The 13,613-nt window shown below is 43.5% G+C and carries 15 protein-coding genes and 1 pseudogene; 7 read left to right on the plus strand and 9 right to left on the minus strand.

Annotated elements, in window-relative coordinates; translation table 11 throughout:
* Positions 1 to 175: 175 nt before the first annotated feature.
* The 3 genes from ACTHRG_RS03930 to ACTHRG_RS03940 all read right to left on the minus strand — a co-directional run bounded on the left by ACTHRG_RS03930 (position 176) and on the right by ACTHRG_RS03940 (position 2,644).
* Positions 176 to 826 (minus strand): TetR/AcrR family transcriptional regulator, encoded by a 651-nt coding sequence (locus ACTHRG_RS03930; RefSeq protein WP_076257006.1) that lies wholly within the window; start codon positions 824 to 826, stop codon positions 176 to 178.
* 68 nt (positions 827 to 894) lie between these two features.
* Complete coding sequence (locus tag ACTHRG_RS03935; protein ID WP_440230610.1) at positions 895 to 1,923, minus strand: ABC transporter permease; 1,029 nt, start codon at positions 1,921 to 1,923, stop codon at positions 895 to 897.
* 1 nt (position 1,924) lies between these two features.
* Positions 1,925 to 2,644 carry an ABC transporter ATP-binding protein gene (locus tag ACTHRG_RS03940; RefSeq protein ID WP_076257010.1) on the minus strand — a complete coding sequence of 240 codons (720 nt, stop codon included), beginning with the start codon at positions 2,642 to 2,644 and terminating at the stop codon, positions 1,925 to 1,927.
* A 195-nt stretch (positions 2,645 to 2,839) separates the two neighbouring features.
* On the opposite strand from ACTHRG_RS03940, the gene ACTHRG_RS03945 reads away from it, so the two are divergent.
* Together ACTHRG_RS03945 and ACTHRG_RS03950 are read left to right on the plus strand one after the other, a co-directional pair.
* Positions 2,840 to 3,562, plus strand: coding sequence for a Crp/Fnr family transcriptional regulator (locus tag ACTHRG_RS03945; RefSeq protein WP_076257012.1), 723 nt, complete (start codon positions 2,840 to 2,842; stop codon positions 3,560 to 3,562).
* 74 nt (positions 3,563 to 3,636) lie between these two features.
* The gene (locus ACTHRG_RS03950) at positions 3,637 to 4,071 is read left to right on the plus strand and encodes an SRPBCC family protein (RefSeq protein ID WP_076257014.1); all 435 of its coding nucleotides are present in this window, start codon (positions 3,637 to 3,639) and stop codon (positions 4,069 to 4,071) included.
* A 590-nt stretch (positions 4,072 to 4,661) separates the two neighbouring features.
* Here the strand turns inward: ACTHRG_RS03950 and ACTHRG_RS03955 are convergent.
* The 5 genes and pseudogenes from ACTHRG_RS03955 to ACTHRG_RS03975 all read right to left on the minus strand — a co-directional run.
* Positions 4,662 to 5,441: pseudogene (locus ACTHRG_RS03955) on the minus strand (hypothetical protein); the annotation flags it as partial.
* A gap of 135 nt (positions 5,442 to 5,576) precedes the next feature.
* Positions 5,577 to 6,242 carry a bacillithiol biosynthesis deacetylase BshB2 gene (gene bshB2 / locus ACTHRG_RS03960; protein WP_251172050.1) on the minus strand — a complete coding sequence of 222 codons (666 nt, stop codon included), beginning with the start codon at positions 6,240 to 6,242 and terminating at the stop codon, positions 5,577 to 5,579.
* A 31-nt stretch (positions 6,243 to 6,273) separates the two neighbouring features.
* Positions 6,274 to 6,621, minus strand: coding sequence for a YojF family protein (locus ACTHRG_RS03965; RefSeq protein WP_440230613.1), 348 nt, complete (start codon positions 6,619 to 6,621; stop codon positions 6,274 to 6,276).
* A 231-nt stretch (positions 6,622 to 6,852) separates the two neighbouring features.
* Complete coding sequence (gene pdxK, locus ACTHRG_RS03970) at positions 6,853 to 7,680, minus strand: pyridoxine/pyridoxal/pyridoxamine kinase (protein ID WP_440230614.1); 828 nt, start codon at positions 7,678 to 7,680, stop codon at positions 6,853 to 6,855.
* A 190-nt stretch (positions 7,681 to 7,870) separates the two neighbouring features.
* Positions 7,871 to 9,769 (minus strand): N-acetylmuramoyl-L-alanine amidase, encoded by a 1,899-nt coding sequence (locus ACTHRG_RS03975; RefSeq protein WP_440230616.1) that lies wholly within the window; start codon positions 9,767 to 9,769, stop codon positions 7,871 to 7,873.
* A 277-nt stretch (positions 9,770 to 10,046) separates the two neighbouring features.
* On the opposite strand from ACTHRG_RS03975, the gene mobA reads away from it, so the two are divergent.
* From mobA to ACTHRG_RS04000, 5 genes are all read left to right on the plus strand, one after another.
* Positions 10,047 to 10,658, plus strand: a complete 612-nt coding sequence (gene mobA / locus ACTHRG_RS03980) for a molybdenum cofactor guanylyltransferase (RefSeq protein ID WP_076257023.1) — start codon at positions 10,047 to 10,049, stop codon at positions 10,656 to 10,658.
* A 92-nt stretch (positions 10,659 to 10,750) separates the two neighbouring features.
* Complete coding sequence (locus tag ACTHRG_RS03985; protein WP_035328092.1) at positions 10,751 to 11,215, plus strand: molybdenum cofactor biosynthesis protein MoaE; 465 nt, start codon at positions 10,751 to 10,753, stop codon at positions 11,213 to 11,215.
* On the plus strand, positions 11,208 to 11,438 hold the full coding sequence (gene moaD / locus ACTHRG_RS03990; protein ID WP_076257025.1) for a molybdopterin converting factor subunit 1: 231 nt from the start codon (positions 11,208 to 11,210) through the stop codon (positions 11,436 to 11,438). Before ACTHRG_RS03985 ends, moaD begins: the two co-directional genes overlap by 8 nt.
* Positions 11,439 to 11,472: 34 nt before the next feature.
* Positions 11,473 to 12,492 (plus strand): thiazole biosynthesis adenylyltransferase ThiF, encoded by a 1,020-nt coding sequence (locus ACTHRG_RS03995; protein ID WP_440230618.1) that lies wholly within the window; start codon positions 11,473 to 11,475, stop codon positions 12,490 to 12,492.
* Positions 12,493 to 12,598: 106 nt separating this feature from the next.
* Positions 12,599 to 12,997 (plus strand): hypothetical protein, encoded by a 399-nt coding sequence (locus ACTHRG_RS04000; RefSeq protein WP_076257029.1) that lies wholly within the window; start codon positions 12,599 to 12,601, stop codon positions 12,995 to 12,997.
* Positions 12,998 to 13,108: 111 nt separating this feature from the next.
* On the opposite strand, the gene ACTHRG_RS04005 is transcribed toward ACTHRG_RS04000, so the two are convergent.
* Complete coding sequence (locus ACTHRG_RS04005) at positions 13,109 to 13,438, minus strand: general stress protein (protein ID WP_076257032.1); 330 nt, start codon at positions 13,436 to 13,438, stop codon at positions 13,109 to 13,111.
* Positions 13,439 to 13,613: the final 175 nt, after the last annotated feature.

The following is a 13,613-nucleotide window of genomic DNA, read 5'->3' on the forward strand; positions in this document are numbered from 1 at the left end:
AGTTCGTCTAGTGCAATCATTTCAATTTGATCCCGTTGAATTGGATTATGTTTGGAAAGCATTTTAATCACCTCAAGCATTGTATTACTTCTATTGTAAAACAAAAAAGACTGAAGACAAGCACGATTTTAATCGAGTTTGTCGACAGTCTGAAGCCTGGCAGCAGTGCCAGGCTTTAGTTTTTAGCTGAAAGTCCATGCATGATGAATTGAATGGTCAGCTCGATTTCTTTTTCATCATCCCAGTCGGCTTCAGGCAAGATTAAATACCTCGCGATAAGAAAGCCGAAGATGGATGTAAAAGTCATTCGGACAGCACTGTAGGGCGGGATATCAATAATCTGCCCTTTTTTCTGATAGTATTCAGCCAAACTGGCAAAACGATCGAATACTTTCATGGCAATATGCTCTTTAAACTGTTCCTTGAGTTCGGGGTGGAACGGAATTTCCTGGATCAGGATCTTGATAAGAGGCATATTGTTTTTAAGGAACTCGATCCGGTTTTCCATCATGGCTCTTAAGAAATCTTCAAAGTGTTCATATTCGTGATTGATGACTTTATATAAATCTTTAATGACGAATGGAGCAATCAGCTTTGCCATCATCGGCGAAACGATCCCCATCAGCAAATCCTTTTTGGTTTTATAGTGCCTGAAGATCGTTCCTTCGGCTACTCCTGCCTTCTTGGCGATTTCGCTTGTCGAAGTGGCGGCATAGCCCTTTTCAGAAAACGATTCAATCGCAGCCGTGATAATTTTCTTCTGCTTCTCCGTAAGCTTTTCTTCTTCCTGAAATAACTCTTCTAAAATGGAATCCTGCTCTGGCATGGTAAACTCCTTTATACGTGCAAAATCTATAGCTTTATTATAAAGGAATGAAATTATAAAAAGAAATTTTATATTTTCCGGTACCTTCTTAAAGCAGCGATATTAAGAGCCATAAAGAGCAGGGAGAAAGCGAGCAGCATCAGCAGATCTTTATAAATCATATCCCACCCAAAGCCTCTCACCATTACATTTCTTAATGCTTCAGCCGCATAATATAAAGGTGTGAAAGGGCCGACCCAGCTGAGCCACTCTGAAATGGTCTCAAGATTGAAAAGCCCCGAGAAAAAGATCTGCGGAACCACTATAATGGGAATGAATTGGATCATCTGCAGCTCATTGTTGGCGAACGAAGACAGCAGGATTCCCAGAGTCAATGCTGTCAGCGAAAGGAGAAGTGTGATCAGAAGGACATAGCCAAAAGAGCCTTCCATCACCATGCCGAGCACATAGATCGTATACCAGGCGATGATGGCTGCCTGGATCATCGTGAAAATTCCAAATCCAATAATATACCCTGTAACAATTTCCCACTTCCTGAGCGGACTGGTCAAAAGCCGTTCGAGTGTTCCGGTTGTCCGTTCCCTTAAAAAGGATACCCCGGCAATCAGGAATACAAAGAAAAAGACAAAGAATCCCAGCAGCACCGGCCCGAAATAATCAAACTGCCCCATGTCCCCGGAGCCGAATAAATAATCGGCTTTTACTTCCTGATTCCCGCCATTTGGCTCCAGTGGCTTCAATGCACCCTGAACCCATCTCATCACAGCTCCGTTTACACTTGGGTCACTGCCTTCGAGAACCACTGACGGCGGCATTTGATCAAACACCAGATACGCATCCAGCTTCTTGGCTGATAAGTCCTTTTCCGCGAGTTTCTCTGTTTCATAGTGTTCGAGTTTGGCTTGTTCCAGGTTAAGCTGAGCCTCTATTTTTTCAGGCAGATTCACGAAGCCGATTTTTGGCGTATATTCATCTCCGTTAAACACAAGATGAAGCATGGTCATGACCAGAATCGGGGCGAGGATCAATAGAGCCATTGTCCGTTTATCTCTGACAATCTGGCGCAGTATTCGAATAACCAGAGCCATAATCCTCATCTTAGGCACCTCCATATGCCAGGAAGGCATCTTCTATATTGGCTGCGCCTGCCTGCTGCATTAATTCTTCCGGTGTCCCTGCTGCAATGAGCTGTCCGTCTCTAATCATGCCCAGCCTGTCGCACTTTCCTGCTTCATCCATGACATGAGTTGTCACCAGGATGGTGGTCCCTTTCTCCTTCAGGCGTTTAAACGATTCCCAGATGCTTTTTCTGAGGACGGGATCAATTCCAACAGTAGGTTCATCGAGAATGAGGAGACCGGGACTATGCAGAAGGGAAATGGCAAGGGAAAGTCTTCTCTTCATTCCCCCTGAATAGTCGGAAACCATTTTATGAAGGTGGTCTGTTAATGAAACCAATTCCATCACCTCATTCATCCGCTGCCTTTTTTCTTTGCCGCTTAACCCATACAGCGATGCAAAGAAATCCAGATTTTCCTTTGCTGTTAAGTCGGTGTACAGAGCATCGGATTGGGCCATGTAGCCGATTCGTTTGATCAGGTCCAGCCTGGGCATTTTTTCGCTAAAAATATAATTTTCACCCTGTGCTGGTTCCTCAAGGCCTGCCAGCTGTTTAACAAGCGTTGTCTTGCCTGCTCCGGATGGGCCGAGCAGGCCGAAAATCTCCCCTTCATAAATTTCAAGGCTGATGTCTTTTAGAACTTGTTGCTTTCCGTAATTTTTGGATACATGTTGAATGGAAACGATTGGACTTTTCATTTGTTCACTCCTTTTTAAAAAGTGAGTAATCACTCATTATAATCATAAATGAACCGCTAGCAGTTTGTAAAGTGAGTAATCACTTACTTTATCCAATATTCTGCATGAGATGATCGTTTTGTGAGTTAAGTCACTTCTTCTCAAGCGGGTCTCAGCTAAAATATTTCTTAAGAATGGTAAAAGCGGGGGATGGGAATGGAATATGAAAAGCAGGATCATAGGCCGTTAATCAACGAATTTTTAGGCAAGATTGAGATTTTTAAAGAGCTCCCCATTGAATCTCTAGAGCGGATTGATAATCGAATTATTAAGAAAGCTTATTTAAAAGGCGAAAGAATTATGTCTGAATATGAGGTTGCCAAAGGAGTTTACTTTGTGCACTCCGGCATTGTGAAGCTGACGAAGCAGGATGAACATGGAAATGAACTGATTGTCTGCATTAAGAAAAAGGGCGAGATTTTTGCTGAAGCCAACCTCTTTAACCAGGAGGGCCATACGTATCCTGCGACAGGTACAATGGTGCAGGATGGTGAAATTTATTTTCTGAATACCGATGAACTGGAGCAGGAGCTTCTGTATTCGCCGGAAATGGCCGTACAGATTATCCGCTTTATGAGTGAATCTCTGCGTGATATGACCTCCATTATGAGGGATATTGCGCTGCTTGATGTGTATACGAAAACAGTCCGGACTTTGGAAAGGCTTGCGGAGAAGTTCGGCGCCAACTACTGCAACCGGATGCATCTTGAGCTTCCGATAACCGTTCAGGAATTCTCCACCCTTGTCGGAACATCCCGGGAAAGTGTCAGCCGTGTTTTTTCCAGACTGAAAAAAGAAGGAATCATCGAAATTACAGGAAGGAAAATCGTTATTGTGGACTGGTGCAAATTTTGCTCTCTTTACCGCCAGAAGCTGTAGGGGATCGTCTTTACTCCAGCCTGCTTTTTTGTTATATAATAGAGTCATAGACTTATGACTCTGAGGTGCAAAGCATGGCTGATTTTCGTTCGAGTGAGATTATCAAAAAACCTGTACATGAAGTATTTGATTATATGATTAAGATGGAAAATGTTCCTGAACTTATGCCGTTTGTCGTGAAAGTGGAAAAACAGACCGAGGGTGAGACCGGAAAAGGAACAAAGTTTGTTGAAACACGCATGGTCAGAGGAAAAAAGATCAGCGCAGAAGTTGAAATCATTGATTTTGAACAGGACAGAACCTATACCACCCGCAGCAATGCCAATGGACTGATCACCGAATATAAATATGATTTTCATGAAATAGAAGAAGGAACCCAGGTGGAGATGGAAGCAACCGTCAAAACCAGCGGGATTGTTGCCAGATTGACGAGGCGTTTCATCGTGAATATTGTGAAGCAGGAAGACGGAAGTCAGCTTCAGTATTTGAAGGAAATGATGGAGAAATAGCAATAAGGGGAGCCCCGTTTCGGGGGAGAGTATTCCCAAATAACGCAGGCAGCTAATCCGCTGCCTATTTCTTATGGTTATAATCCTGTTTTCTTATTTAACAGTGATTTACAATCTTATTTGACTGCTGCAACACCGAATGCATAATGGTTGAAAAGAATCTCCTTTATTAACTCAGATTGAGGTTCTTCACAATTAACAATGAGAATAATTTCAGAGTGCTTACCTCTCCGTATTCGTTTCTTTTTCTTTAAGATAACTTCCGTATATATTCTAATAGAGAAACCTATAACAAAACCAATGAACGCACTGATAAGTCCCCAGTATATTGGCCCCCATGCTAATTTAAATCCGATACTTGCGCCAATTACAGCAAAAGCTGTGGCAAGCGCTATTCCTATATCGACGAGTGACGTACCATCTGAGCGATGAAGAGAATCAAACACTTTACGTTCTTCGGTTCGATTACAAAGTGGGAGAGCATAAATATCCTCTTTTTTTATTCCATTTTTCTCAAGTGTTGAAATCGCCATTTCTAAAAAGGAGTTACTTTCAAAGGTTGAAAATAACTGCATTTTAATCACTCCGCTTTTTTGTCTTTTTAATATCCGGAAACTTTTCGGCTGGAACGTTTTAGTTAAATATCTTCTTTGTTCCTCTTCATAAAGTTTATTATTTTCGACTGTATTCATATAGGAATCAAACGTAGCAAAACCATAGTGGGATGGAAGAAATAATAACCACTCTGGATTTAAAACTGAGGTTGCCTCTGGGATTTTTCCAAGAAATAAGAGAGACACGGCTTGTTGTGCATGTGAAAAGTAAAAGAAGACAACAACCCAAAATATAAGAAAGAACGCTGTCAAAATTCTATGTATATAGAGCTGTCCGAGCCCGGGTACAAATAAAGTCCACATTATGGGCATAATAGGATTTCTTTTATCAAGATAATTAATTTCCAATGGCCCTAAACTAAAAGTATTGATTTGATGTCCTTCGTTTTTGGCTAAAATATACACCTTATTCATATCTACAGTTGTTCGGTAGCTATCCCATATAGCAAAAAAGTAAACAGGAATATACATAAGAAGCCATCTCGTGTCTAAAATTTCTTTAGCCATACCAATATTACCTTGAAATGAGTAAACCATAGCTAAATTGACATTTGCTTTTATATTTATTAGGACTTCCCAAATAAATAAGGCATAGCCTCTTAGGTATTTTGACAAAAGCAAATGTCCAAAACCAGGAAACGCAGCTGACCACCAGCCTATGATATAAGGGTTTCTTAAATGAATTTGAGAAGTGCCCCAAACGCTGACATGGGCTTTATAATATCTTGCGGTGTTATCATTTTTATAATTGTCCACGGAACAGTCACCCTCTATGGATGATTTATTTAAACTAGTTTCTCACCTTACATTTTCTTTATACATGCCGCAAGGGGCCAGCCGATCGCACAAATTGAAAGGAGCTGCATCTGCAGCTCCCGGTTCTAACATTTTTTATATTTTATAAGTCCAAAAGCGCTCTTTATACATTCTTGCCAGTACTTCCGGATCCTGATTTTTAATGCTTTCTTCCATGTTCGCTGCCATCAGCTGTGTCTGGGAGGCATGCGCCTTAATGGCTGCAATTTTCCGGTCGATAACCGCACTTACATCATTGACCACATCAGCCTGGCCGATTTCTTCCTCACAGTTATTGGAGAATGCCACACAATGAACCTTCGGACGCTTGTCAGCAGGCAGCTCTTTTACCGCACGGATGACGGCGGCTCCTGTCGCGTCATGGTCCGGGTGCACAGCGTATCCCGGGTAGAACGTGATGACGAGGGAAGGGTTCGTCTCGCCGATGATGGCTCCAAGCCTGTTCGCAAGCATTTCCTCATCTTCAAATTCGACAGTTTTATCCCGGTACCCCAGCATTCTTAGATCCTGGATGCCCAAAACCCTGGCTGCTTCCTCCAGCTCTTCTTTGCGGATTTTCGGCAGAGTTTCTCTGGTGGCGAAAGGAGGATTTCCCATATTGCGCCCCATTTCTCCAAGCGTTAGGCATGCGTAGGTGACAGGTGTGCCATTATCGATATGTAAGGAAATCGTTCCTGATACGCCAAATGCTTCATCATCCGGATGAGGGAAGATGACGAGTACATGTCTTTCCTTTTCCATCTTGGTCGTGCTCCTTTCATTTCATGTCCTCTTATTCAAAAGGAGTTTCACTAATTTGCAGGGCGACTGCCAGCTTGCCGCTGAAATCATGGCCGGCTAAAAGAAGCCTTTTCTCTTCATCTACTTCAAAGTGGGTAATTCCTTCAGCATACACCCAGCCAAAATTCATTTTTAATCCAACCCGGTAAGGGCCCTTGCCGGTGACCTTTCCATGTTCATAAACCAATTGGGCATTGCGGATATAGGCGCCTGAAGAAAAGAAGGTTTCATCAAAATGGGAAGCGTATGCCCCATTCGTTGTTTCCAGATGAATAAAGACCTCTTTCCCGGCAAGACGGTCGATCTCTTTTTGCACATGTTCCTTCACTGCTGGTTCCATTTTATAGTCCCCCTTTCATATTATCTTTCTGTTTATCTTACTAAAAAAAGGAATGAAAAGCGAAAAAGTAATCTCAGCGAGGACTTAGATATAATCGCGAGGTTTTGATTTTTTTGCGGAAAAATAAATATAATCGCGAAAATTTAACTTTATTCGCGAAAAAATAAATATAATCGCGAAACCGCCCATTGCCAAAAAAACAGAGCCCATCCGGACTCTGTTCCCTCATTTTTATTCTGATTCAGTACGGCCTGCGCCATATTTGCGGTATGCACCAGGCATGGTCGGGCCAACATACTCATTTAATTGGAAGCCATGGTTGATGGCCGCAGTAATGAAGTCCTTCGCGGTTTGAACCGCTTCTTTAACAGACTTGCCTTTTGCAATTTCTGCTGTGATGGCAGAAGAGTAGGTGCAGCCTGCGCCATGAGTGTAAGTCGTTTCAACGCGTTCGCTCTCATAAAGAGTGAACTCTTGTCCATCATAAAGAAGGTCGACGGCTTTTTCGTGCTGAAGCTTGCTGCCGCCCTTGATTAATACATACTTTGCGCCAAGTTCATGAATTTTAACAGCTGCTTCCTTCATGTCCTCAACCGTCTTGATCGGGCCAGTTTTAGCCAGCTGCCATGCTTCAAACAGGTTTGGTGTGACCACTGTTGCAAGCGGGACAAGCAAATCTCTTAATGCTTCGTTCAATTCAGGATGAATCGGCTCATCTTCGCCCTTGCAGACCATGACCGGGTCGATGACAACGTGATCCAGGCTATTCTCTTTAATGGTCTTTGCGGCAATCTTAATCACTTCTTCAGAACCGAGCATGCCTGTTTTCATTGCATCGATTCCGGTCGAGATAATCGTTTCGATCTGTGTTTCCAGAATATCTGTAGAAATCGGGAATACATTGTGGCTCCAGTTATTTTTAGGATCCATCGTCACGATCGTAGTCAGCGCAGTCATCCCGTAAACGCCAAGCTCCTGGAATGTCTTAAGGTCAGCCTGGATGCCGGCGCCGCCGCTCGTATCCGAACCTGCAATGGTCATTACTTTTTTCATTGTCATATGCCTAATTCCTCCTTGCTGATATCTTTTACTAATTATAACAATAATTGAAAAAGGGAAAAACTATAACGGACCGATTAGATGATTTCTCAGCATTAAGTTGTCCGCTATTGTTTTCAAAAATACAAAAGAGATCAATGAAACAAAAAAGGAGCTATTCCTCAAAGTAGAATAACTCCAGGTCAGTCTTTTAATTTACAACTTCTACATCGCTTTTCTTCACGAATCCCAGACGATGGTTGTAAAAAATCTGATAGTATTCATCATTTCCCTTTACAACCTTATTCGTAGCCGGGTCATTATAATACTTCGCATGATAGTAATCGGACTGAATTGGTGCTGTTGCTGTATAGATTTGGCCAGCCGGCATCTGGTATAGAACCTGTGCTTTTCCTCTTGCCCATTCTGCAATCCCGGCCTCATCGTAAGCAGCGTCGTCAGGATAGGCGGCACCATATACAGGTATGGAATCAAGCCCTTCTTTTGGCTTGATAAGGGTCCCGCTGCCTGGGACGCTATTTTTATTGTCCGGATTATAGAACCAGGCTTTTTGGCCGGCGTAGTAAATAGCTGTCCAATCGCCTTCCTGCCCGGCTTTATAGAAACTCTGTCCAATCGCAGCTTTATTGCCCCAGTCATTAATATTTTTTGTGCTGGTGCCGCCAGGATGAAGCAGGGGATCACTGACCAATGGTGCCTCAAAGCTGGGTTCACTGTATAAATGAATCAAGCTTGAAGACTCAGGTTCCTGTTTAATTCCTCTATAAGTAAAGTCTGGCTGATTTGTATTGAAATTTGGGCGGATTGTGACGATATTACTGTCTTTGTCTCCGCTGCTTGGATTAATGGAAGCTCCAAGAAGGTCGAAAAAGTGTCCCCAATCCCAATAAGCACCCGGATCCCAGTGCATGCTCTTATGTTTTGCTGTTGTTAAGCCTGGTATCTCATCATGGCCGATAATGTGCTGCCTGTCCAAAGGAATGTTAAATCGGTCTGAAAGGTATCTTACAAGCTTTGCAGTAGAGCGGTACATTTGCTCACTGTACCAGTCAGCGCCTTCTGCAGCATACCCTTCATGCTCCAATCCGATCGAATGCATATTAAAATACCAGTTTCCTGCATGCCATGGCACATCTTCAGGACGTACCATCTGGGTGATTTTTCCGGTCTCTGAATCTATGACATAGTGTGCACTAACGTAGGACGGATTCTGGAAGTGGCTGATGGCGGATTCAGCCGTGCCCTCAATATCATGGATAATAATATAGCGAATATCTAAATCGTCCTTTGGCCGATTGGCGATATCGTAGTTGCCGTAATTACCTGCACTGCTCGAAAATTGCTTATAAGCAGCAGGAATGAAAGTGCAATCAAGGCCATTGGGACAATCGGTATTTGTGTATTTGGTGTTGCGAAGAGGGATAGAGCCCGCTGTAGTCTTATTTGGTGTGATTTCTTTGGCGTTTAATACGACTCTTTGTCCATCAAGGTTTTTTCTGGCAGCACCTTGCTGAATGGTCTCAAAGACTTGATCTGCAAAGTCCTTAGCAATGACTTCCTGATCTGTTCCGCTGTATTTAACGACGGCACCGTACCAGTCTGCTGCATCGGAAGGGAGTTCCCCTGTCGTTTGGCGTGCAAACTCTGCTAATAGAGCTGCACCGCCCCGGATATTTTGTTCAGGGTCTTTTTTTAAGGTTTCCGGATCTTCATTTAGAAGATTTGCGGCTGTTTTAAGTGTGCTATTCTCATTATCTGAAGCCTCAATGATTCCATCATCGTGCTTGCCCCTGGCGCTCATGTCGGCTGGTAAGTCTGCAAGATTCATAATGCCATAGCCTCCGACCTCACTATGGCCTTCATGGTGCTCCCAGCGTGACTGGTTATAAGCGACGGCGAGAAGGACAGATTCAGGTACTCCAAATTCCTTCGCCGCTTTTTCAAAAGCCTTTTGCAAGTGGTGCGCTTCAATGCTGTTTTCTGTTGAGGCTGCAGAAGTTGCGCTTGGTGTAAAGTCAGCGGGGATAGCCAAGAGGCTTGCGGTTAAGGTCAACGTTAAAATGGCTGATGATAGCTTTTTAAATCTCAATGTACTCCCTCCCGTATATAGAAATATATGAAGTTCTTTCTAATAGCTGAAGGGTAATACCTGCACATTACATGTAAAATGATTCCATCGGTTTATAGGTTTTTCTAAAAAAAGGTAATTGGTAGCGGAGTAGAGATAAGAAGAAAGTAGGAGGGATCCAAAGCGATCCGCACAACCGGCAGGCCTTTATCAAAGAAACACATTGGATTAGATGGTAAAATAAAACCATAAGGATAGAATGTCCCTGTTCCACATCACACAAAGTCAGGTGAAGAATATGAGTACAACAGGCATTATTTTGGCAGGAGGGCACTCGAGCCGTATGGGTGAGAATAAGGCTCTGCTAAAAATACAGGGAAAAACAGTGATTGAACGCATCGCAGATTCATTGGCTTCTTATACATCCCAGGTGATCATCGTTGCGAATAAACAGGAAGAATACCGGTTTCTTGGGCTTCCGATAGTCAGTGACAAATGGATAGAAAAAGGGCCGCTTGCAGGAATTCAAGCAGGGCTGTCAGCGACATCAACCTCAAAAAATCTGATTGTTGCCTGTGATATGCCCTTCATATCTGTGGATTTAGGGAGAATTCTGCTAGAAGAACTAAACAGCAGTCAGGCCGCTGTACCGGAAATGGAAGGCCGCCTTCATCCGCTGTTTGCAGCTTACCGAAAAGAAGCTAAAGAAGCGGCTGAACATGCTTTGATGAATAATCAATTAAGAATCCGTGAGTTTTTAAATGAAATAGACACCGCCATATTAAGGGATGAAGAACTGAAGAAAAGAGGTTTTCTAGCCAGGGATGCCTATTTTTTTAATATGAATCATCCGGATGAGTACCAGCAGGCACTGAATATGGCAGCTGAAGAGGAAGGGAAGTCAAATTAAACAACCCGCCATTTCACTTCCGGCACAGGATATGTCAAAATGAAACAAATAAGACTAGAAGAGTTTTTTTCTATAATAAATGAGGTGATTCCATGAATTTTGAGATTTCAAAAGATCCGATCAATATTCAAAGTGTGATCGATAAAGTGGTACAGCGGGAAGCCGGAGCGATTACGACCTTCATCGGAACCGTCCGCGAGCTGACTCACGGCAAAAAAACACTTTACTTAATCTATGAAGCATACGAGTCCATGGCTGTGAAAAAACTGGAGCAGATTGGAACCGAGATAAAAGAACGCTGGAACGGGGCAGAAGTGGCCATTACCCACCGCACAGGCAAGCTGGATATTACCGATGTAGCGGTGGTCATTGCCGTTTCTACTCCACACCGTGCCGATGCTTATGAAGCCAACCGTTATGCGATTGAAAGAATTAAAGAAATTGTGCCGATCTGGAAGAAGGAACATTGGGAAGACGGTGAAGAGTGGATCGGCAACCAGCTGGAAACAGTGGCATATCCAAAAGGGAAACCGGAGGGGGAAGATTTAAATGAATAAAATCATGTTTTTTGCCCATTTGCGGGACCGTGTTGGAGAAGAGTCTGTAACAAGGGATGTCAGCGGCAAAACCGTCGCTGAGCTGAAACAGCTGCTTGAGGAAGAATTCGGGCTGAAGCTTGATTCGGTCATGGCAGCTGTGAATGAAGAATTCGCTTCAGATGATGAAGTCATTCAGAACGGAGATGCGGTTGCTTTTATCCCTCCTGTCAGCGGCGGGTGATGCAGCTTTTCTTTTATAGAGAGGAGGGGCCCTATTGTCTGAAAGGTATTCACGACAGACCCTGTTTGCGCCGATTGGAAAAGAGGGGCAGGAAAAAATCCGCTCCAAGCATGTGCTGATCATCGGCGCCGGCGCACTTGGCTCGGGAAATGCGGAATTGATGGCGCGTTCCGGGGCCGGCAAACTGACGATTATTGACCGCGATTATGTCGAGGAAAGCAATCTGCAGCGTCAGCAGCTTTTTGCAGAAAGCGATGCCGCGGAAAAAATGCCAAAAGCGGCTGCTGCAGAAAAACGGCTGAAACAGATTAATAGCGAGGTTGAGATCTGCGCAATTATTGGCGATGCTACTCCGGAAAAGCTGGAGGAGCTTGCTGAAGGGGTGGATCTGATCCTCGATTCAACTGACAACTTCGAAACCAGAATGGCTATTAATGATATCTCCCAGAAATATTCTATTCCGTGGATTTATGGAGCATGTGTCGGCAGCTTCGGCATGAGCATGACCATCATTCCAGGGAATACGCCATGCATGAATTGTTTATTGAAAAAAATCCCGATCCAGGGAATGACCTGTGACACCGGCGGGATCATTGCGCCTGCTGTACAAATGGTCGTGGCCCATCAGGCGGCAGAGGCACTGAAAATTCTGGCTGAGGACTGGGAAGCGGTTCGGACTTCGATGGTTAGCTTTGATTTATGGCGAAACCAGTATACAAGCATGAAGGTGTCAAAAGCGAAGGATGAAGGCTGCTTATCCTGCGGAAAAGATCGAACCTATCCTTATCTGCAGCAGGAAAACATGATGAAATCCACCGTTCTCTGCGGAAGGGACACTGTTCAGATCCGCCCTCCGAAAGAACTGGGAATCGAGTTCACGGAAATCGCCCGGCAGCTGAAATCGCTCGGCTATCAGGTGAAAGGCAATCCATATCTGCTTTCCGTCGACATGGAGGAGCAGCGGATGGTCCTTTTCAAAGACGGACGCGCCCTGATCCATGGCACAAAGGATTTAGCACAGGCGAAGTCCATTTACCAGCGGATTATGGGGTAAGGTGAAGCTTCAATCAGTGAGTTTGAACTAAACTAGTGCTTATTTATCATATATAACCCTCTGCCTTTTCTGTAAAATAAAGACAAAAGGGCAGAAGAGGATAACAATGATTACATTTATGTATTTTATCGGGTATTTATTTGATCAGCTGTTAGTTAATTTTTTGGGGTTCGTTATGATTTTATATAGTTTTATCATGCCGGTTACGCCATTGTATAAAAACAAGCGTCCTGCCGATTTGATAGTTCATATCAGCCGGATTCTTTTCGCTATCATTCTCCCTTTCCTGAATTTCTTCTACTTTTTATTCAATAGCGGAGATTGGGCGACAGGGAACGGCATGATAGCGCCGGAGCATTTTTATACGTTCATCTGGATTCAGGCAGGGTTGATTGTATTGCCTGAAATGGTATTTTTCATCCTGTCAAAAGTCCATATAACCAGAGTATGGTGGTATGTACTGTACCCGGTTCTGCTTATAGGGTTATGGATTTGGATGTTTTAAGGGCACAAAAAAAAGCGATGAAAAAGTTCATCGCTTTTTTGCTTACTGTCTAGCTCCAGCACCTGCCCCCTCGAGGTGTCGGGGGTGAGCAATGCGCCTCCGCTTTTCTAATTATTTCGCTTCATCTGTACCCACAATAACTAACTTGCCTTCATCCAATACTTTTTCATATTGTTCTGCTTCTACCGTTGTTAACCCAACAGATTCAAATTTTGAACGAAGCTCATCTCCGCGCTTTTTGAAGACATTTCCGACAGAATCGAATAAGCCCTGTTCCTTCATGCCGACTTCGCCTGTATCTGTCGCATCAGATAGGTGCTCGGAGCGATCCTTGTCGTGTGCGAAAATATAGATGTTTTCCTTATTGAATCCTTGGCTTTGCAGCATTCCAATCGCATCAGTAGCTTGTACACCATTTTCGACAACTTCGATTTTATACATATATAACATCCTCCTTAAAAGATTTAGCAGATTTATTCTTAAGGGCAGCTTTTCCTGCCCGTTCTATATATTACATATCCGCTCAGAGATTTTTTAAACATGTAGGCAAGAATGCTGGATTATGGCATGATAGCCAATGGGTATGAGAATAACAGTTCAAATAAGAGGAGGGAGA

The sequence above is a fragment of the Cytobacillus sp. SAFR-174 genome, assembly GCF_051964675.1.
Classification (GTDB): domain Bacteria; phylum Bacillota; class Bacilli; order Bacillales; family Cytobacillaceae; genus Cytobacillus.

Bases quoted from the DNA above. Each gene is read 5' to 3' on its own strand.
- ACTHRG_RS03930 (WP_076257006.1), bottom strand. From the start codon at position 826: ATGCCAGAGCAGGATTCCATTTTAGAAGAGTTATTTCAGGAAGAAGAA.
- ACTHRG_RS03935 (WP_440230610.1), bottom strand. From the start codon at position 1,923: ATGAGGATTATGGCTCTGGTTATTCGAATACTGCGCCAGATTGTCAGA.
- ACTHRG_RS03940 (WP_076257010.1), bottom strand. From the start codon at position 2,644: ATGAAAAGTCCAATCGTTTCCATTCAACATGTATCCAAAAATTACGGA.
- ACTHRG_RS03945 (WP_076257012.1), top strand. From the start codon at position 2,840: ATGGAATATGAAAAGCAGGATCATAGGCCGTTAATCAACGAATTTTTA.
- ACTHRG_RS03950 (WP_076257014.1), top strand. From the start codon at position 3,637: ATGGCTGATTTTCGTTCGAGTGAGATTATCAAAAAACCTGTACATGAA.
- bshB2 (WP_251172050.1), bottom strand. From the start codon at position 6,242: ATGGAAAAGGAAAGACATGTACTCGTCATCTTCCCTCATCCGGATGAT.
- ACTHRG_RS03965 (WP_440230613.1), bottom strand. From the start codon at position 6,621: ATGGAACCAGCAGTGAAGGAACATGTGCAAAAAGAGATCGACCGTCTT.
- pdxK (WP_440230614.1), bottom strand. From the start codon at position 7,680: ATGACAATGAAAAAAGTAATGACCATTGCAGGTTCGGATACGAGCGGC.
- mobA (WP_076257023.1), top strand. From the start codon at position 10,047: ATGAGTACAACAGGCATTATTTTGGCAGGAGGGCACTCGAGCCGTATG.
- ACTHRG_RS03985 (WP_035328092.1), top strand. From the start codon at position 10,751: ATGAATTTTGAGATTTCAAAAGATCCGATCAATATTCAAAGTGTGATC.
- moaD (WP_076257025.1), top strand. From the start codon at position 11,208: ATGAATAAAATCATGTTTTTTGCCCATTTGCGGGACCGTGTTGGAGAA.
- ACTHRG_RS04000 (WP_076257029.1), top strand. From the start codon at position 12,599: ATGATTACATTTATGTATTTTATCGGGTATTTATTTGATCAGCTGTTA.
- ACTHRG_RS04005 (WP_076257032.1), bottom strand. From the start codon at position 13,438: ATGTATAAAATCGAAGTTGTCGAAAATGGTGTACAAGCTACTGATGCG.